Source organism: Paenibacillus sp. AR247, assembly GCF_002968895.1.
Classification (GTDB): Bacteria; Bacillota; Bacilli; order Paenibacillales; family Paenibacillaceae; genus Paenibacillus_AQ; species Paenibacillus_AQ favisporus.
The window spans coordinates 506,136-525,580 of the sequence record NZ_PCZT01000012.1; the positions used below are offsets into that span (position 1 = coordinate 506,136).

General features: G+C 52.0%; 19 protein-coding genes, 2 pseudogenes and 1 other annotated feature. Of the genes and pseudogenes, 19 read left to right on the top strand and 2 right to left on the bottom strand.

The genetic code is table 11. The features are described from left to right. The first annotated feature begins 223 nt into the window (after positions 1–223). The 11 genes and pseudogenes from ytfJ to CPT76_RS23955 all read left to right on the top strand — a co-directional run bounded on the left by ytfJ (position 224) and on the right by CPT76_RS23955 (position 10,381). Entirely contained in the window at positions 224–697 is a 474-nt protein-coding gene (ytfJ, locus tag CPT76_RS23905) for a GerW family sporulation protein (protein ID WP_105444660.1), read from the top strand. A 158-nt stretch (positions 698–855) separates the two neighbouring features. Next, positions 856–2,046 (top strand): D-alanyl-D-alanine carboxypeptidase family protein, encoded by a 1,191-nt coding sequence (locus tag CPT76_RS23910; RefSeq protein WP_105444661.1) that lies wholly within the window; start codon positions 856–858, stop codon positions 2,044–2,046. Positions 2,047–2,081: 35 nt separating this feature from the next. Then, positions 2,082–2,729, top strand: coding sequence for a nucleoside recognition domain-containing protein (locus CPT76_RS23915; RefSeq protein ID WP_105444662.1), 648 nt, complete (start codon positions 2,082–2,084; stop codon positions 2,727–2,729). Positions 2,730–2,738: 9 nt separating this feature from the next. Next, a complete protein-coding gene (locus CPT76_RS23920; RefSeq protein ID WP_105444663.1) occupies positions 2,739–3,272 on the top strand; it encodes a spore maturation protein in 534 nt (177 codons plus the stop codon). 80 nt (positions 3,273–3,352) lie between these two features. Beyond that, on the top strand, positions 3,353–3,694 hold the full coding sequence (locus CPT76_RS23925) for a peptidoglycan recognition protein family protein (RefSeq protein ID WP_076170062.1): 342 nt from the start codon (positions 3,353–3,355) through the stop codon (positions 3,692–3,694). 21 nt (positions 3,695–3,715) lie between these two features. Continuing rightward, positions 3,716–4,445, top strand: a pseudogene (locus tag CPT76_RS23930) (pseudouridine synthase). 128 nt (positions 4,446–4,573) lie between these two features. Continuing rightward, positions 4,574–5,098, top strand: coding sequence for a thiol-disulfide oxidoreductase ResA (gene resA, locus CPT76_RS23935; protein ID WP_076170064.1), 525 nt, complete (start codon positions 4,574–4,576; stop codon positions 5,096–5,098). Further along, on the top strand, positions 5,098–6,789 hold the full coding sequence (gene resB / locus CPT76_RS23940; protein WP_258168754.1) for a cytochrome c biogenesis protein ResB: 1,692 nt from the start codon (positions 5,098–5,100) through the stop codon (positions 6,787–6,789). Before resA ends, resB begins: the two co-directional genes overlap by 1 nt. Beyond that, positions 6,786–8,048 carry a cytochrome c biogenesis protein CcsA gene (ccsA, locus tag CPT76_RS23945; RefSeq protein ID WP_105444664.1) on the top strand — a complete coding sequence of 421 codons (1,263 nt, stop codon included), beginning with the start codon at positions 6,786–6,788 and terminating at the stop codon, positions 8,046–8,048. The genes resB and ccsA overlap by 4 nt, the downstream gene beginning before the upstream one ends. A gap of 181 nt (positions 8,049–8,229) precedes the next feature. Next, positions 8,230–8,946 carry a response regulator transcription factor gene (locus CPT76_RS23950; protein WP_076170066.1) on the top strand — a complete coding sequence of 239 codons (717 nt, stop codon included), beginning with the start codon at positions 8,230–8,232 and terminating at the stop codon, positions 8,944–8,946. A gap of 1 nt (position 8,947) precedes the next feature. Continuing rightward, complete coding sequence (locus CPT76_RS23955; RefSeq protein ID WP_105444665.1) at positions 8,948–10,381, top strand: ATP-binding protein; 1,434 nt, start codon at positions 8,948–8,950, stop codon at positions 10,379–10,381. A 165-nt stretch (positions 10,382–10,546) separates the two neighbouring features. Here the strand turns inward: CPT76_RS23955 and serA are convergent, their stop codons facing one another. Further along, entirely contained in the window at positions 10,547–12,142 is a 1,596-nt protein-coding gene (gene serA, locus CPT76_RS23960; protein WP_076170068.1) for a phosphoglycerate dehydrogenase, read from the bottom strand. A 244-nt stretch (positions 12,143–12,386) separates the two neighbouring features. Continuing rightward, positions 12,387–12,621: a binding site (T-box leader), on the bottom strand. A 247-nt stretch (positions 12,622–12,868) separates the two neighbouring features. Here serA and CPT76_RS23965 point away from each other — a divergent pair. From CPT76_RS23965 to CPT76_RS23975, 3 genes are read left to right on the top strand one after another with little or no spacing between them, the layout of a single operon-like run. Further along, a complete protein-coding gene (locus CPT76_RS23965; protein WP_076170069.1) occupies positions 12,869–13,462 on the top strand; it encodes a CPBP family intramembrane glutamic endopeptidase in 594 nt (197 codons plus the stop codon). Further along, entirely contained in the window at positions 13,459–13,902 is a 444-nt protein-coding gene (locus tag CPT76_RS23970) for a hypothetical protein (RefSeq protein WP_105444666.1), read from the top strand. Before CPT76_RS23965 ends, CPT76_RS23970 begins: the two co-directional genes overlap by 4 nt. Then, positions 13,896–14,744: a metallophosphoesterase gene (locus tag CPT76_RS23975; protein ID WP_105444667.1), complete on the top strand. Its 849-nt coding sequence runs from the start codon at positions 13,896–13,898 to the stop codon at positions 14,742–14,744. Before CPT76_RS23970 ends, CPT76_RS23975 begins: the two co-directional genes overlap by 7 nt. A 53-nt stretch (positions 14,745–14,797) precedes the next feature. Here the strand turns inward: CPT76_RS23975 and CPT76_RS23980 are convergent, their stop codons facing one another. Next, complete coding sequence (locus CPT76_RS23980) at positions 14,798–15,733, bottom strand: polysaccharide deacetylase family protein (protein WP_105444668.1); 936 nt, start codon at positions 15,731–15,733, stop codon at positions 14,798–14,800. Between the two features lie 95 nt (positions 15,734–15,828). Between CPT76_RS23980 and CPT76_RS23985 the strand changes: the two genes are divergently transcribed. The 5 genes and pseudogenes from CPT76_RS23985 to ypeB all read left to right on the top strand — a co-directional run bounded on the left by CPT76_RS23985 (position 15,829) and on the right by ypeB (position 19,428). Further along, positions 15,829–16,134 carry a hypothetical protein gene (locus CPT76_RS23985; RefSeq protein WP_105444669.1) on the top strand — a complete coding sequence of 102 codons (306 nt, stop codon included), beginning with the start codon at positions 15,829–15,831 and terminating at the stop codon, positions 16,132–16,134. A 186-nt stretch (positions 16,135–16,320) separates the two neighbouring features. Next, the gene (locus tag CPT76_RS23990; RefSeq protein WP_076170074.1) at positions 16,321–16,935 is read left to right on the top strand and encodes a genetic competence negative regulator; all 615 of its coding nucleotides are present in this window, start codon (positions 16,321–16,323) and stop codon (positions 16,933–16,935) included. A 126-nt stretch (positions 16,936–17,061) separates the two neighbouring features. Next, positions 17,062–17,756, top strand: a pseudogene (prsW, locus tag CPT76_RS23995) (glutamic-type intramembrane protease PrsW). A gap of 82 nt (positions 17,757–17,838) precedes the next feature. After that, entirely contained in the window at positions 17,839–17,982 is a 144-nt protein-coding gene (locus CPT76_RS37735) for a hypothetical protein (protein ID WP_181153021.1), read from the top strand. A gap of 84 nt (positions 17,983–18,066) precedes the next feature. Beyond that, positions 18,067–19,428 carry a germination protein YpeB gene (gene ypeB, locus CPT76_RS24000; RefSeq protein WP_105444670.1) on the top strand — a complete coding sequence of 454 codons (1,362 nt, stop codon included), beginning with the start codon at positions 18,067–18,069 and terminating at the stop codon, positions 19,426–19,428. Positions 19,429–19,445 lie beyond the last annotated feature (17 nt).

A 19,445-nucleotide genomic window follows, 5' to 3' on the forward strand; every position in this document is an offset into this window, starting at 1 on the left:
GGTTATGCCTTGTATGCCGGCATCATGTTGATGGCCCGAATTCTCAAAGTACCGGGAGGTCCGATCCATTGGTTCCGATTGGCCAAACAGGTTCTGCGATAGCAAAGGCTTACTTAATTTAACGGTACCAGCCGTGCAGGCGGGCCTACATACTTCAAAGGGATATGGGCAAGCTAACATCTGTGGCTCAGAGCTTAATATCAACACACTAGGAGGAATCAACATGGCAGAGCATCCGATTCAAGGCTTAATGCAGACTGCGATGGAAAACATCAAAGGCATGGTTGATGTCAACACAATCGTAGGCGACCCTGTAGAAACTCCTGACGGCAGCGTCATCCTTCCGATCAGTAAGGTGGGCTTTGGCTTTGCTGCAGGGGGAAGTGATTTTAACGCGGATGATATCAGTAAAAGCGTGAGCGCGGCTCCCGGACATGAATCAAAGTCCTTGCCGTTTGGCGGGGGCAGCGGCGGCGGAGTTTCGATTCGTCCGATCGCATTTCTCGTTGTCGGCAAAGCAGGCGTGAATATCGTTCCGCTCGATAATCAAACGCATTTATTCGAGAAATTAATTGATTCCGCACCGTCCATGGTGGATAAAATCACGTCGATGTTCCAAACGAATACGCAAACGGGTGCTGGTGCAGTCAATCCAGCCCAAACGACGACTTCGGAGATCAATCCTTCATTGTTTTAAGCCTGTGCCAATCCCTTCCGTCAGCCGGGAGGGATTTTTTGTGAAGAAACGATTTCTGAAAAAGGGCATCGATTTTTTCTGGTTTACACGTTTGGCATACCTGAGTTAGGCCAAGCATATACTTGTACAAGATTTTCCGAACCGAAAGGAAAGATAACATGTGGATCAAGCATAAACGAATATGGAGCTGGATTGCGGTCATCACGCTCATCGCCAGCGGCTTTGCCGGTACAAGCCGGGCATCGGCCGCGAAAAATTTACCCGCTCTCGGTACCCACGCTCAGGCCGCAGCCTTGATCGATGTCACTTCAGGCAGGCTGCTGTATTCCAGCCACGGGGACGATGAGCTCCGGATCGCCAGCCTGACGAAAATCATGACCGCCATCGTAGCGATTGAGCATGGCAAGCTGGACAGCGAAGTGAAGGTCAGCAAAAACGCCTTTGGCAAAGAAGGGTCTTCCATTTATCTCAAGCTGGGGGAAGAAATGACCCTGGAAAATATGCTGTACGGGCTGATGCTGCGTTCAGGCAATGACGCGGCCACGGCGATTGCCGAGCACGTCGGCGGTTCTGTGGAGGGGTTTGTATATTTGATGAACGAGAAAGCCCGTATGCTGGGCCTTTCCCATTCGCATTTTATGAATCCGCACGGACTGGACGAGGAAGGCCATTATTCATCGGCCAACGATTTGGCCAAGCTGACGGCATATGCCCTGCATAATCCGGTTTTTAAGGAAATCGTGAAGACGCCGACGAAGAAGGTTCCGAATCCGAATGAATCCTGGGACTACAAATGGGATAACAAAAATAAAATGCTCCGCCTTTATGAAGGAGCGGACGGAGTCAAGACCGGCTATACCAAAAAGGCGTTCCGCTGCCTGGTCAGCTCGGCAACCCGCAACGGCCAGCAGCTGGTCGCCGTGACACTGAATGACGGGGACGACTGGAACGACCACGGCAGAATGCTGGATTACGGGTTTGAATACTACCCGCTGAAACAGCTGACCGAAAAAGGGGAGCCGGTACAGGGACAGGACCTGGTCGTCAGCCAAACGTTCCAGTACCCTTTTGCCGATGGTGAGGAAGCTCAGGTCAACAAGAAGCTGGTGCTCTATCCTGAAGCGGAGGAAGGATCGCCGGATTTGAGATTCGGGCTGAGAGGGAAAATCGAGGTGTCGCTGAAAGGGGAAAAGATCGGAGAAATTCCGGTCTACAGAAAAGGAAGCGTGCTGCCGGAACGAACGGCGTCCGGAACAGCTGCTGAGCAGACGATGGCACCCGTTCACCAAAGTAATTGGGGACAATGGTTTAGCGTGGTACTGAAGCGTCTGCTTCAGCCTGGTGCCTGATGTTAACGTAACAACCTGGGGAGAGGGGATACGAAATGATCAATGCGATTTGGCTGGGGCTTATTCTGATTGGATTCGGTTTTGCAGCAGCCCAGGGGAAAATTGAACTGGTCACTTCTGCGGCCTTCGACGGGGCTAAGACCGGGGTGACAGTATGTTTCGGGTTAATTAGCGTGCTGGTCTTCTGGCTCGGTATGATGCGCCTTGCGGAAGATTCGGGCCTGCTGAAAAAAATAGCCCGGCTGCTGAGCCCGATCGTCACCTTTTTATTTCCTGATGTGCCGAAAAACCATCCTGCGATGGGTTACATATTGTCCAATATGAGCGCGAATCTGCTCGGTCTAGGCAACGCAGCTACGCCAATGGGCATCAAGGCGATGCAGGAGCTGCAGACGCTGAATCCCGATAAGACGGCCGCCAGTCCGGCGATGTGCACGCTGCTGGCGCTTAATACGGCCAGCATCACCTTGATTCCGACTACGCTGATCGCGATCCGGATGAACTATCAGTCCGCCAATCCGACCGATATCGTCGGCACCACGCTGATGGCGACCGCCGTGGCAACGTTGGCCGCCATCGTGTTGGACCGCTGGTACCGGCGCAAATTTATGCGCAGCAGGCCGAAGAAGCCGCCGGTGCATGCGGGTCCCGTTTCTTCCTCCCAATCCGAGCTGAAAGGGTGAGCAGGGCGTATGGTGGCGTTCATCAATATGATATCGGCCTGGGCGATCCCGGTACTGATCGCGTTTATTCCCCTTTATGCTTTTACCAAGAAGGTGCCGGTGTACGAGTCCTTCGTCGACGGAGCCAAAGAGGGATTTCAAACGGCCATTCAAATCATTCCTAACCTGGTCGGGATGATGGTAGGGATCAGCATTTTCCGGGCCTCAGGGGCCCTTGATTTTTTTGTGGGCTGGACAGGTCCCTTCCTTCAGCATTTGGGCGTTCCGAGCGAAATATTGCCCCTGGGTCTGCTGCGGCCGCTGACAGGAACAGGGTCCCTCGCATTCGCCACCGATCTGATCTCGGTGTACGGCCCCGATTCCATGATCGGACGGATGGCTTCAACGATTCAAGGGAGTACGGATACGACGCTGTACGTGCTCACTGTTTATTTGGGTGCGGTCGGGATCCGCAACGGGAGGTATGCGCTTAAGGTCGGTCTCTTATCGGATGCGGTAGGATTTGCAGCGGCCATTGCCGTCTGCCTGCTGTTCTTCGGATAACCGGCCAGCCGTGTGGAACGGTTTCATGGACACCTCATATACTGTAACAAGCTCAGGCTAGTTTAAATGAGGTGATCCGCATGACATTCGAAGGCTTTATCATTCATCATTCCGTATGCCCTTCCATCAACGGGAAAGGGTATGACTTTTGGATCGGGGAGGATGCCTCGGTCGTTTCTTCCCCTTACGTCACCGATCCGTCCCATATCCATATTTGCCTCCAGGGTGATTTTAACCGCGAATACACCCTGTTTCGCGCTGCCGAAAAACAGCAGCTGTTCGTGGCCAGCAAACTTATTATGGAGCTGGCACGCCGCTACAACATTTCCCCCCTCTATTTGTATCCTCACTCCGACACCTGCCCAGGAGCGGATTTTCCATGGAACGAACTTGTGATTTATCCTGTTGATGGTTATCATTAGGGTTGAGGTGACCTATTGAACATGGAGAGATTACAGAAAGTGTTAGCGCAGGCCGGTATCGCTTCGCGCCGTAAGTGCGAAGAATTGATTCTGGCCGGCAAAGTGGAAGTTAACGGGGAAACCGTAACCACGCTGGGGACCAAGGCGGACCCGAATCAAGNTATCATCAAGGTGAACGGCAAACCGATCAAGCACGAACAGAAGATTTACATCGTTTTCAACAAGCCAAAAGGGGTAATTACCAGCGCGTCCGACCCGGAAGGACGAAAAATCGTAAACCGATTATACTAGGCGGGTATATCCGGTCGGCCGTCTGGACTACGATACCGAAGGTCTGCTGCTGCTGACCAATGACGGCGAATTTGCCAATCTGCTGACTCACCCGCGGCATCATGTACCCAAAACGTATCTGGCGACGGTGGAGGGGATCCCGCATGGCAGCGATCTGGACAAGCTCAAAGCCGGTATTCAGCTGGAGGATGGTATGACAGCCCCTGCCGAAGTCGAATATAAAGATATCGACACGGGGAAGAACGAAGCCGTAATCAGCATCACGATTCATGAAGGCCGCAACCGGCAGGTCAGACGCATGTTTGATGCGATCAAGCATCCGGTGATCCGGCTGAAACGCATAGCGTTCGGCGACCTGCTGCTGCACAATTTGAAGCGCGGTTTGTACCGCCACCTGACAAAGGATGAAGTACAAAGTTTATTAAATATGGCTAAATCGGGAAATTTAAACAAAAGATAGAACGGAAGGACACATAATTTTCAAATACTCCCGGAGCACCTGTGACATTATTTCGCTATAATTGTTCATAGGTTGTTCAAACTCTGCGCTTAAAATATGTGATTTGTCATGGAAAGGGAGCTTTTGGCATGGGTAAATCTAGAAAAAAGGTTCAAATCATTATCCTGCTGTTGATTGTCATTTTGGGCGGTTACGCCATTACGACACAGGTTTCGGGCTCTAATGGCAAACCGACGGAAGGCAGTAAGGCGCCGAACTTTGACTTGCTCGGGCTGGACGGCAAGGTTCATACGCTTGATGAATATAAAGGCAAGGCGCTTGTTGTCAATTTCTGGGGAACCTGGTGCGAACCATGCGTGAAGGAAATGCCCGCTCTGCAGGCCCAGTATGATAAGTGGAAGGATAAGGATGTCGTCATCGTTGGCATCAACGCCGGCGAGGACAAGATGGCCGTAGAAAATTTTGTGAAGCAGGTCCATGTCAGCTTCCCGGTAATGCTGGATCCTGAGAAGGACGCCATTCAATCCTACGGAATATCCCCGCTGCCTACGACGTTTTTTGTCTCGCCTAACGGGAAGATCAATAAGATCCATCTGGGACAGCTGGATTTGCAAACTCTTGATCAGCAAATTGAAGAGTTGGTGAATTCCTGATGATGAAGGAAGTTATTGCATTCAAGAACACCAAATGCGAGTGCGGGCACCAAAACCCCGTGGGAACGGTGCTCTGCGAGGCTTGCGGAAGGCCATTGGAAGAACAAGACCGCGAGTCCAACGAAGTTCTGGAGATGCGCTATGACGGGATGGCACGACGCTCTCAGCGTGCCAACCCGAATTTCATAGACCGGATCTGGAACTTCTTTTCGTCTGTAAAGATCGCTGTATACATGATTATCCTGACCCTGCTCGGATCGATGCTCGGGACGATTTTCCCCCAGGAAAACACATTTCTGAACATCGATCCCTCAACGTACTACAAGGAAACTTACGGCACGGCCGGATGGATTTATTACAAGCTGGGCCTATCGCATACGTACGAATCCTGGTGGTTTATCCTCCTGCTCGTCATGATCGGCGCGTCGCTGGTCATCTGCAGCCTGGACCGGGTGCTGCCATTGTACAAAGCGCTTACCAAGCAAAGAATTTTGAAGCATAAGCAGTTCCTGACCCGTCAGCGCGTGGTGTATCAGGGACCGGTAGAGCTGGAGTCCAAGGAATGGGTGGAGCAGGCATCCGTCCACATCAAGAAAAGAGGCTACCGTGTACATACCTTGGATAACGCTTTACTCGCAGAAAAGTACCGCTTCAGCCGCTGGGGACCTTATGTCATCCATATCGGGCTGATCATTTTCCTGCTGGCCGTGCTGGCACGCGGCTTGCCCGGTCTGCACATGGATCAGCATGTCGCTTTTCCAGAAGGCGAAATCAAGCACATTCCGAATACGTCGTATTATTTGAAGAACGAGAAGTTTACGGTTGAATATTACTCGGAACAAGATTTGCCAAAGGAGTTTCAGGGCAAAAACAAGGTGCTTCCAAAACTGTTCAAGACGCAGGCGACCCTGTACGAATGTACGGCCAACTGCAATGATCCGTCCAAACAGCCTACGCTGAAGGCCGTTGATCATCACAATATCGAGGTTAACGACCCGATGGATTACAAAGGCCTGAAGGCCTATCAGTTTGACTACGATTTGACACCGGTCCTCCGTTCGGTCAAGCCTTCCCTGGTGGACAAGAAGACCGGCAAAGATTACGGAACGTTCCAGCTGAGGATCAAGGATCCTGAGCGGAACTACAAGGTGGGGCCATATTCGCTTGAGTTGAAGGAGAAGTACAACGATTTTGGGCTGGACGAGAACGGTCAGCCTGTCACGAAAACTCCGAATCCAAACGCGCCGGCTTTTCTCTTCCTGATTAAAGGGCCGAATTTGCCAGCCGTAGGCGTACATTATTTCTATTTCCCGAAACAAATCGACAAGGAGCGCTTCCAGCAGGATGCCATCAACGCCAAAATGAACGGCGGCAGCGTTCCGCTTGAGCTGGATGTCAAAGGAATGGGAAATGTGGACTTATCGATGTCGACCACCTATTTGAACATCCGGGTGGACAAAGCGATGCCTTTTGTCTGGGTAGGCGCAGCCATCGTCATGCTTGGACTTGTACTCGGCTTCTATTGGCAGCACCGCCGGATCTGGCTGCGGATTGACGACGGGAACCTGACCCTCGGTGCGCATACCAGCAAGAACTGGTTCGGCATCCGCCGGGAGATTGCGGCAATACTTCGCAAAATGAATCTGGAAGTGGACGAGAAGTCCTTGGATAACGGAGGGAATCACTCATGAGTGGATTGTTAAATTTCAGCAGCAACATGTTCGTCGTCGCATTCTTCCTGTACTGCGCGGCGTTCATCCTGTTCGCGGTCGCCATTATGGGCCGCCGGTGGAGCAACAGGGATCCGGAGTCGCACCGCAGGAAGTGGGGGAATATCGCGTTCGGGGTATCCTCCCTCGGCCTGGTGCTGGAGCTAACGTACTTCTTTACCCGGTGGGCGGGCGGCGGACATATTCCCGTCAGCAACATGTACGAATTCATGTCATTCCTTTCGATGATGGTCATGGTGGCGTTTACGGTGGTATATCTCATTTACCGCAAAACGATACTCGGCTTGTTCGCCGTTCCGATCACGATCATCATCATGGCATACGCCGCGGTATTTCCGCAGGAGGTGCAGCCGCTGATTCCGTCGCTGCAGTCCTATTGGCTGAAAATCCACGTCACGATGGCGGCGGCCGGAGAGTCGTTCTTCGCGATCGCATTTGCAGCAGGCTTTATGTACCTGCTTCGTACGGTGAATTTCAGCAGCACGGATAAAAAGGACAGACGCCAGCAGCGCTGGGTCGAAATCGTATTTTTCTCGATCATTCTGGTTATCTCATTTATCATTACGGTATTTGCCTTCCGTGCAGCCGGTTATGAATCCGTGTTCACCCAGACGAAGGCTTCCGGAACGGCCGGGCAAACGACGAGCGTTACGCAGACCGTCGAATACAAGCTGCCGCCGATTGTTGCGCCGTACCACAGCAAGATCGAAAGCTATCAGCCGTTCCTCGGCATGACGAAGCCGCTGTTCAGCGCTCCATCCTGGATGAACGGGATCAACGCGGGACGCAAGTTCAACACGATTATTTGGACGGTGATCTCCGGCATTATCCTGTACGGAATCCTCCGGTTGATCGCGCGCAAGCCGCTTGGACGTGCAGCCTCTCCGTTTCTGGACGGGATCGACCCTGATGATTTGGATGAGATCAGCTACCGTGCGATCGCCATCGGGTTTCCGATCTTTACGCTCGGCGCCTTGATCTTTGCAATGATTTGGGCTCAGGTGGCCTGGGGACGTTTCTGGGGATGGGATCCGAAAGAAGTGTGGGCGCTCATCTGCTGGCTGTTCTACAGTGCCTACCTGCATCTCAGATTGTCCCGCGGCTGGCAGGGGCGCCAGTCGTCATGGCTGTCGGTTCTCGGCTTCCTGGTGGTTATGTTTACCCTCGTCGGCGTGAACCTGGTCATTGCGGGACTTCACTCCTATGCGGGTACAAACTGATTCGAATATGACAATTTATATGGATTGAACTAGAGCACATTCTTACTTTAGTTCAATCCATTTAGCACTGAATAATCCGTTTCACATTGCTCGCTTGGATGTTGAAACGGATTTTTGTTAAGATTAGCATGGAGTTATGACAAGTTCTTCACAGAAACATAGAAGGGGTTGAGGTTGTCTTATGTCAGAACATACAAACCGGATCCTGGTGGTGGACGACGAGGAACGGATCCGCCGCTTGCTGAAAATGTATTTGGAGAAGGAAGGCTATGAAGTCGAGGAGGCCGAGGACGGCGAAACCGCGCTCCGTAAAGCTTCCAATCAGGATTATGGCCTTATCATGCTGGACTTGATGCTGCCCGGCATGGACGGCATCGAGGTGTGCAACCGGCTGCGCCAGCTCAAATCGACGCCGGTGCTGATGCTGACCGCCAAAGGCGAGGAGATCAACCGGGTTCAAGGCTTTGAAGTCGGCGCGGACGATTATGTCGTGAAGCCATTCAGCCCGAGGGAAGTCATTTACCGGGTAAAAGCGATTTTGCGGCGCTCTTCGGCAACGGCGTATCTGTCGAAGGAAACGAATTCGAGCAACAACATCGTGTTTCCGCATCTTGTGATTGAGCACGATGCCCATCGGGTGACTGCGAACGGACAAGAGGTCAGCTTGACGCCTAAGGAATACGAGCTGCTGCATTACCTGGCGGTCTCGCCGGACAAGGTTTTTTCCCGGGAAGAATTGCTGAAGGATGTATGGAACTATGAATTTTTCGGTGACCTGCGGACGGTCGACACGCACGTGAAGCGCCTGCGGGAGAAGCTGAACAAGGTCTCACCTGAGTCGGCGGCGATGATCACCACCGTCTGGGGCGTAGGCTACAAGCTCGAGGTACCGAAATAACATGAATTTCTGGACCTCTCTTGTCGGGAAGCTCTGGGCGACCATCATCTGCCTGGTAGCATGCATCCTGATTATTCTCGGATTATTTCTGCTTCCATACATCGATATGAATTATTCGAACTCCGGGGACATCAAGCGGCTGTTTACGTACACGGCGATCATCGGGTTTTCGATGACGACTTTCTTTGCGCTGTTTCTGCTGACGAAGATTACGCAGCCGATGCAGCAGATGATTCAGGCTACCGAAGCGATCCGTAAAGGCGAGTACAACACGCGCCTGTCGATCAATACGAGCGACGAGATCGGGAAGCTGGCGAACACGTTCAATCATATGGCGGCTGAACTGGAAGACAACATCCGCAACTTGAACCAGGAAAAGGAGCATTTGGCGAGCGTCCTTCGAAGTATGAGCGACGGCGTTATTACGTTCGATACTTCAGGCAAGGTGATCTTGACGAATCCACCGGGACAGAAGCTGATCACCCAATGGAAGGATATCCACTGGAACTTGGACCAGGAGGACGCCGAAGGGGAGGAAGAACAGCAGGTACCCGAGCCTTTGCTGGACCTGTTCGACAATATGCTGGAGGGCAGCGGCGACACGAGCACGAATCTTCACGTCAAGCAGGGCGTCTGGTCGGTTCATATGGCGCCACTGTATTCGGATAACGATATCCGCGGGGCGGTTGCGGTGCTCCGCAACGTTACCGAGGAAGTGCAGCTGGAGAAAATGCGCCAGGACTTCGTTGCCAACGTGTCGCATGAGATCCGTACACCGCTGTCCATGATGCAGGGATATAGCGAAGCGCTGCTGGATGGCATGGCGGCGTCGCCGGAGGAGAGCCAGGAACTGATTCAGGTCATTCATGACGAATCCCTTCGCATGGGGCGACTGGTTAAGGATCTGCTTGACATGGCGCGGATGGAAGCGGGGCATGTCGACATGGCCAAAAAGCAGCTTGACCTCAACGAGCTGCTCGAGCGCGTATACCGCAAGTTTACGGTACGGGCCAAGGAGCGGAATATCGAGCTCCTTTATGACCGCAAGACGGAGGATATGGTGCTTGAGGAGGCCGACGAAGACCGTTTGGAGCAGGTGATGACCAACCTGCTGGACAATGCGTTCAGGCACACACCTGAAGAGAAGAAGATCAGCATCCTTGCCGACCGTGTCCTGTCGGACAACAAGCCGATGATCCGAATCGTGGTGAAGGACGAGGGCGTAGGCATTCCGCCGGAGGATTTGCCGTTCGTGTTTGAACGGTTTTACAAGGCGGACAAGGCGCGGGTACGCGGGGAATCGGTAGGAACGGGTCTTGGGCTAGCCATTGTTAAGAACATCGTAGAATCGCACCAGGGCAGCATTCAGGTGGACAGCATCCTGGGCGAAGGAACGGCCTTTACGATGCTGCTGCCTGTCGAAAGCCGTAAATAATGGAAAAAGAACAGGAAACACCTCTGACGGGGTGTTTTTTTGTTGAAGAAAAAAGATTAATCTTGTTCAACGTGGAACATCAGCTTGTTTACCCACCAACAAAAAACAGCGTAAGCCAGGCTCACTTGAACCTGCTTACGCTGTTCTTAATAAAGTATGGACCGACTAGGAAAGGACGATTTCGACGGCACTGTTGAGTTCCGGAATCGTCGTCAGCTCATTCAGCACTTCTTTCTGCACGCCTTTGTCGACGGTCAAAATCATGATGGCTTCGCCGCCGATAATTTTCCGGCCGACCTGCATCGAAGCGATGTTAACGTCGTTCTTGCCGAGCAGCGTTCCGACTTGGCCGATAATACCCGGTTTGTCGTTATGGGAAATCAGGATTTGATGACCCTCCGGAGCGATATCGACTGGGAACTTGTTCAGCTGCACGATCCGCTCGCCATAGCCGTTAAGCAGGGTGCCCGCTACCAGACGCTCTTCGTTTTCGGAGGTTTTGAGGGTAACGGTAAGCAGGTTCGTAAAGCCTTTGGATTTAGGAGCCGTGGATACGGCCACGTTGACTTCACGGTTTTTGGCGAGATGCATGCAGTTGACGATATTGACTTCGCTGCCAAGGTGGTGGGCAAGCACGCCTTTGACAATATAGCGAGTCAGCGGAAGGGTGTCGATGTCGGACAAATCTCCCGCATAGTCCACATGAATTTCATGGATCGCCTGGTTTTTCGTAATTTGGGCGGCAAAGCTGCCCAGTTTTTCCCCGAGCGAGAAGTAAGGCTGCAGACGGCTCATGATGCTCGGTGCCACCGGCGGCATGTTGACGGCGTTCTTGAACGGCTCGTCGCGCAGAATATGCAGCACTTCTTCGGAAACGTCAATGGCTACGTTCTCCTGGGCTTCGATGGTGGAAGCGCCGAGGTGAGGCGTAACGATAATCTTCGGATGGTTCAGGAACGGATGGTCCTGCTGCGGCGGCTCCGATTCAAACACGTCGAATGCGGCGCCGGCAACGATGCCTTCGTCGATCGCTTCAACCAGGGCCATCTCGTCAATGACGCCACCGCGGGCGCAGTTGATGATGCGCATACCCTTTTTCATCACTTCAAATTGCGGACGGGAAATCATATGGCGGGTCTCCGGCGTAAGCGGTGTGTGCACTGTCATAAAATCGGCGTTCCGGATAATATCGTCCACCGTTGCCAGCTTCACTTCGAGCTTCTCGGCGCGTTCCTGGGTCAGGAACGGGTCGAATGCCAGAATGTTCATGCCGAACGCTTTGGCACGTTTGGCCACCTCGCTGCCGATCCGTCCCATACCTAGTACGCCGAGCGTTTTGTTGCGAAGCTCGACGCCGAGGAACGATTTGCGGTCCCAGGTTCCGCCGATCGTTTTGGCATAAGCTTGTGGGATGTGACGGGCCAGTGCCATCATCATCGCAAAGGTATGCTCGCAGGTGGTTATCGTATTGCCGTCAGGGGCATTAATAACGATGATGCCGCGTTGGGTTGCCGCTTCGAGGTCGATGTTGTCCACGCCGACGCCGGCGCGGCCGACGACTTTCAGGCGGGTTCCCGCGGCCATAATTTTTTCGGTAACACGCGTTTGGCTGCGAACGAGAAGGGCGTCATAATCCCCGATGATCGCCGCAAGCTCGTCTTCGGAGAGCCCTGTATTTTTCTCTACCGTGACATCAGGTGCATCGACTAACTGCTGGATTCCGAGATCGCTGATCGGATCCGATACTAACACTTTAAACATTGGTTTCCATCCTCCTTAAATATCTAGAACGCTTATATATAAGGACATGTCCGATAGGAACATATCCGTGAAGCCGAAAGTGGAGCCGCTGAGCCTATGGGAGGCAATCAGGCGGACGCCTAAGTTCATTCCGTAAAGCAACGCGGTACTGTGCCAAAGGATGAACGTGCAGCTGACCGCATTTTTTCTCATTATTCTTTAGTTGAACAACAAAAAAACTCCCGATCCGCATACTACTTCCGTAGTAAGGGACGAGAGTTATCGTGGTGCCACCCTAATTCACCGCCGTCATCGCGAACGGCAGCCTCAAGGTCTTCCGATTGAAGACCTGATTGATAACGGAATCATCCGACTGCACCTACTGAGTAGTTCAATGCAATTGCTCTGGAACGCTAAAGATGACTTCTCTGTCACCGGTTTGCACCAACCACCGGCTCTCTGGAGACGATAAAGCCTCTTCTTTCCTTCATCGTGTTTCGCTCAATTAATTTTTCCATAATGTATCACGGGCCTATCAGGCGTGTCAATAGGTAAAAGTGCTTCCCTTGAATGTTCTGCTCTTAATCTGCTATGATTCTAATGCTGGGAGGACTTTTTTAACAAAGTTAAATCGTATATTTCGGGGGTCCCGCAGAACACAAACAGATGTTGGAGTATAACCTTCACGTTGTGGGATGTTTGCAACCACTCTAGTAACAGAAACTTAATAGACAGGCAGGCCTCATCATGAAAAAAAGGAAATGGAAATTACCCAAAATTCAGCAGGCTAAGCCTGAACAGCTGAATGACCGTCTACTTCTGATCAATCTGTATATCACCCAGGGCCTAACCTTATTGATCGGTCTCGTATGGATTCTGCTGCAGCGAAGAAATCCGCTTGCCTTGTTTCAGCTTCAGCATCCCGGACAAGTTGCAGCATGGGGGCTTGGGCTGGCCGCCGTTATGTTTGCCGTCGATTTCCTCGTCTCCCGGATTACACCGGAGGAAGTGATGGATGACGGCGGAATCAACAACATGCTGTTCCAGCGCCGTCCCGTATGGCATATTATAGTCATCTCCGCGGTCGTGGCGGTATGCGAGGAGCTGCTGTTCCGTGGAGCCGTACAGCATGCGTTCGGTCCGTATTGGACCAGTATATTATTTGCGGTCATTCACGTCCGGTATTTGAAGCACTGGATTCCAACCGGCTGGGTTTTTTTGAGCAGTTACGGCCTCGGATATATCTACATACATTCCGGAACACTGCTTGCCCCGGTCTTATGCCATTTTATGATTGATTGTGTATCCGGGCTAGTGATTCGATTTCGGAGGGAAGCATGAACAGCGAATTGAGCAGAGTTGAAACGTACAGAAAAAATCGGAAGAAGACACCGGTAAAAAAGGCGCCTTCAGCCGGTGCCGGTAAACGGACTCCGCCCAAGTCCAAGGCAGCAGAGACGTCTTCAACACGGGCGGCCGGAACGCTGAGACGCGGAAAAACGGCAGGAAATGCAGGGAAGCGGCCGGCGGCCGCCAGAACTGCTGCAGTCGCTTCCGGCTCGGCGGCAGCCCCGCAGTCCCGTCGGAGTAACCGGACTGCCGGAAAAAGAGAGACGGAAGGCGAATCCGCCGTTCCGGCAAGAGCGGACACTTACGGTTCTCGACGCATCAAGATCAGTAAATATTTTACGAACTCTTTAATCTTTTTATTTATCGGTTTAACGGCATTTCTTGTTTATTGGGGAATTAAAGGCGCCCCCCCGCTGGAGGATCTATGGTAGCCCCCTGGCTCGTCTGGGCGGGGGCAGGCGTCGTGGCTGCGGCTGCAGCGCTTTACGCCAGGATGTCGTATGAGGCGAGGCTGGAGCTGGTTCAGCAGGCCGACGTGAGGCTGGAGAGGCTGCCAAAACCCTTTGACGGCTGCAAGCTCCTGTTCATATCGGATCTGCATAGCAGAAGGCTGACGGGGAAGACGATTCGGCAGCTGGCTGGAACGGTTGATTGGGTGATCCTTGGTGGGGATATTATGGAACGGAATGTACCGCTGAGCCAGGTAGAGCACAACTTAAGGCTGCTCGCCGAAATCGCCCCGGTGTATGCCGTATACGGCAACCATGATTATAAGGCCGATCCCGAAGGTTTGGAAAAGCTGATGAACGCATGCGGAGTCACTTTGCTGCGGGATGAAAACGTTCCTCTGCTGCGAAACGGCGCGCGCATCTGGTTAACCGGTGTTGATTATCCGCGGTACAAACGAAACGATTATCCTCCGGTTCCACAGCTGCCTGTCCGTGATGCCGGTGCGGAATGCCGCATCCTAGCCGTTCATGACCCGGCCTGGCTGCAGAAGCAGAAGACGATCCAGGCGGACCTTGTGCTTGCCGGCCATACCCATGGCGGACAAATTACGCTGCCTTGGCTCGGACCGGTCCGGCTGAATCAATTTTACCGCAAGTATGCTTCGGGATGGTTTGAATGGGAGCAGCCGGAAGCGGAGGTCCGCCGGCCGCGCATGCTGATCAGCCGCGGTTTCGGCACAAGACGCGTTCCGCTCCGCCTGTGCTGCCCTGCAGAAATGCATGTCCTTACGCTAAGGACAGAACCCATAGAAAAACACAGATAAACGAGTAAAAGCAGCCGAAATGCCGGCTGCTTTTTTGTGCATTGCATGATTCCTTACTTGATTTGAGTATCGATGCTTTCGGGATCTACAAAGGTGTAGCCTTTGCTTTCCAGTTTGGTAAGGAGCGTATCCAGCGCTTCGACGGTCCACGGAAGCTCATGCATTAAAATGTTGCTGCCGCTGTGCAGCTGGTCCAGCACGTTCGAGACAACCTTGTCGGCATTGCTGCTGCTTTTGGAGCTCATCGTCCAATCGAGCGAGCCGTTGGACCAGGTCATGTACAGGAGACCGTTCTCCTTGGCGATTTTCTTGCCGGTATCACCGCCAGCCCCATTGGGGGGACGGAAAAATACAGGCGCTTTGCCAACGGTTGCCTTGACAATCTGCTGCGTATCCTCGATTTGCCTGCGTACTTCCGCTTCGGGCTTATTTTTGAGGATGATGTGATCCCAGCTGTGGTTGCCGATGGTCTGCCCGCGTTCCGCTATTAATTTCAACAGCTCGGGATGCTGCTTGACGCGGTATCCATTGACGAAAAATATCGCCTTGGCGTGATGCTTGTCCAGCGTATCGATCAACCCGTTGATCATTTCTGCCTTTTTAGGGCCGTCGTCGAAGGTTAGCAGTACGACTTTTTTCGGAATCCCTTCAACACTCGGAACGATATCGTAGGCTTTATTCATGCGATACTGCACCGTTACCGCTTTTGTAGAGGGCTGCTGATCCTTGGAATCCGGCTTGGATGCGCTGCCTTGATTCGTTTGATCGTTATTCGTTTGATACTTGTTCGTTTCCGGAGAATTTTCCGATCCCGATCCGTCGGTTTGAGTGCCGGTCGTCCCGTTTGTTGTGGTACCGCTTGAATTATTTTTATGTACTTCGCTTGTTTGAGCCGGAGGGACCGCCTTTTGGTCTTTTTGTCCCTCGTTTCCGCAGGCGCTAAGGATGAGCAGTGAGCATAGAGCCAGCGCCGCCGTAATTTTAACCATGATTTCATCTCGCTTTCCTTAATTTATGCCGCATGAGCAGGACCGTATTCGCTCAAAATATATTCGACTTCATCCCATAAGGAGGTTGTACCTAAATGAACACTTCTGCTTTTATTGGCGGTATTTTGATTGGTGCTGCTGCAACGACGCTGTTGTCCAGAAACCGGGGACGCATGATTACGTCCGTCATGGGCGGCAATGCCAAGGACAAAATGATGGACATGGCGAACATCGGCATGGGCTCGTCCCATCGTCACGATGCTCATGGTTCTCACAACGATTCGTATTCCAAGGGATCGAGTGTCACCCAGATTAAAGATTTTATCCGCACCAATCCGGATGTCAAGCGGGAAGTGGACATGATTCTGAAAGAGACAAATACGGTGATACCTGGATTGTAAACGCGTCAAACCCATTAGAATCATTTAAAGGGCGGTTATCCGCTCCAAATGATTCTTTTTTTGTCCATTTTACAGCGTGCATTTATGGTTATATAATGATAACATACTTACATAGAACTATTTTCAGCACATATTATGGGAGACATCATAATTTGTTATAACAATGCTTACAAGGAGGATCCTGTCATGAAAATAGAACGCTTAAGCTCAGATAAGATACGGATTTTCCTTACGTTTGACGACCTGAGTGAACGGGGCATCCAGAAGGAGGACATGTGGCAAGAAATCCCGAAGGTGCACGAGCTGTTTACCGAAATGATGGATCAGGCCTATAACGAACTGGGCTTTGATGCAACGGGACCGCTCGCCGTGGAAGTGTTTGCCCTTCCTGCTCAAGGAATGGTCGTCATCGTGACCCGGGGGAAATACGATCATCATCAGTACAGTCAACTGGGTGAAGATGAACTCCCTGAAGAAGTTTACGAAATGGAAGTCACGCTTGAACAAAGCGACTCCATCGTGTATGCTTTTAACGACTTCGAAGTGCTGATCGAAGCTGCACACGTACTTCAACGACATATCACCGAAGCCGGGCGGCTTTATCATTATAGAGATAAATGGGTTCTGTACATGGACCCAGAAGAAATCGACGCTAATCAGCTTCCTTCGCTGATCGCGGTTCTTGCCGAGTTCGGAGAAGCTGCATCCTATACGGAAGCCGTACTTGAGGAATACGGCAAAGTCGTCATTGCCGAGAACGCGGTTGACGTCATTTGCACACATTTCAAGCGCCAGGATTAACACCGTTATCCTGATTGAGACATCCCATGAGGATTCATCTTCATGGGATGAACTTTGCTTTGAAGCTGGAGTTACATTCGACAGGGCCGCTAAGGTCACTGCCAGGAAGTGGAGGGATTAAGAACGGTGCTTTTGTTTTCGGTTATTGCGTCGGCATTGGCGCCGGGTCTTGCCCTACTGACCTATTTTTATTTAAAGGACAGATACGATCAGGAACCGCTGCTTATGGTGATCAAGGTGTTTCTGCTTGGTTTATGATCGTGGTTCCGGTCATGATCATCCAGCGGGGCCTTACAACGGGGCTCGGCGGCAATCCGTATCTGGATTCTTTTGTCATATCGGCGTTTGTTGAGGAATTTTTGAAATGGTTCGTGCTGTTTCACATGATATACAACCATACGGAGTTTGACGAGCCGTACGACGGGATCGTGTATGCCGTAGCGATTTCGCTTGGTTTCGCGACTGTGGAGAATGTGATGTATGCCTGGTACAGCCACGCATCCTTCGGGGCGATGTTCCTGCGGGCGCTGCTTCCGGTATCGGGGCATGCCATGTTCGGGGTAATGATGGGTTATTACCTCGGCAGAGCGAGGTTTTCGACCGGAGCCAAGGCCAAGCGTTTTCTGGTCTATTCGATGATCATCCCGTGGTTCTGGCACGGGGTCTACGACTTTATTCTAAGCACGATGACGCATTATTGGATCTGGTTTATCGTCCCGCTGATGGCTTTTCTATGGTACGGAGGCATGGGCAAGGTATACCGGGCCAACAACCGCTCCCCGTTCCGTTTCCTGAAGCGGGAGGAAGAGGTTAATACGTAATTAAATTGGGCACACTTTATCCTAAGAAGTTACAATCCGCATTCGGATACAATCTTTTTAGGATGGAGGTGTCCTTTTTTGCGTGTCAAGTAAAAATCGTCTGCAGGCAATGCGGGGAACGCTACGTGCTGCGCGGCAAAAAGAACGCGGGAAGATCGAAACCGGCTTCAAGCAGTGCCTGTGCAACAACCAAAGCCAGTTCGATATCGAAGAAGACCCGTTTTGAACCGATACCTGGGAAACGATGCATAAGACTCCTTTCTTCTAGTCAAACTAACACCAGCTTTAAGTTGATGAAAGGAGACTTCACATGTACAAGCGATTAAGCGCTGTTTTATTTCCCATAGTCACCCTGTTTATGATCGGAGCGTTTGTGTGGGGGTACCAAGAGAACCAGGAGAAGAACGCCGTGCTGATCAAGGCGGAAAACCAGTATCAGCGGGCTTTTCATGACCTGTCCTATCATATGGACCGCCTGCACAGCGAGCTTGGCAATACGCTGGCCGTAAGCTCGGCTTCCAATGCGATGCACCGGAAAGGGCTGGTCAACGTGTGGCGGCTGACAAGCGAAGCGCAGAACGAAATCAACCAGCTGCCGCTCACCATGCTGCCGTTTAACAAAACCGAAGAGTTTCTGTCCAAAATATCGAAGTTTTCCTACCAGACCTCCATGCGGAATTTGGAGAAAGAGCCGCTGTCAAATGAGGAGATCAAAAACCTGAAGGCGCTCTATGCCAACTCCGGACAAATCACCAAGGATCTCCAGGACGTGCAGTCCAAGGTGATCAGCAACCGGCTGCGCTGGATGGACGTGGAAAGCGCGATGGCCACGGAAGACAAGAAGCTGGACAACACCATTATCGACGGCTTCAAAACGGTAGACAAAAGGGTCGGCGAATACCCGGAATTGAACTGGGGTCCGTCGGTATCCAGCATCTATGACAAGCGGTCGGTGAAAAAGCTGTCGGCACAGCCGGTATCTCCCGACGATATTAAGCGCAAAGCAGCCGAGTTTGCCGGCGCGAGAGGTAGCCAGTCCAACGTTCAAGTAACCGAAAACGGCAAAGGAACCGAATGGGCGTCGTACACCGCCACCGTCAGCTCCAACAACCGGCCTGCTCCGCTGTCGCTGAACTTCACCCGTCAAGGCGGCCACTTGATTTCCTTTTCCGATAACCGGGAGGTCGGACCGAAGGCGGTTACGATGGAAGAAGCCCGCAAGAAGGCCGATCAGTTTCTGCAAAGTAAAGGCTATAAGGATATGACGGCCGTTACAGCAGACCAGTATGATAATATGGGCAACTTCACATATGTGCGCAAGCAGGACGGCGTACTGGTGTACCCGGAAAAAATGACGGTTCGGGTCGGGCTCGATAACGGCGAGGTGACCGGGTTCCAGGCCAGCGATCTCGTTTACGAGCAATCCCAGGCGCGTAAAATTCCAAAACCGAAGCTTACCTTGAGCCAGGCGCGGAAAAAGCTGAATCCCGAGTTTAAGGAAAACTACAACCGGCTGGCGCTGATCAAGGACGATTCAGGCCAGGAAGCTCTCTGCTACGAATTCGGAGGCAACATTAACGGCTCCAGATACCGGATATACTTGGATGCCAATGATGGCTCTGAACGGGTCGTAGAGGAGCTCAAGGATTCGGATAAAAAAGCGGTGAAATAGGCAAAAAGTTGCAAGGA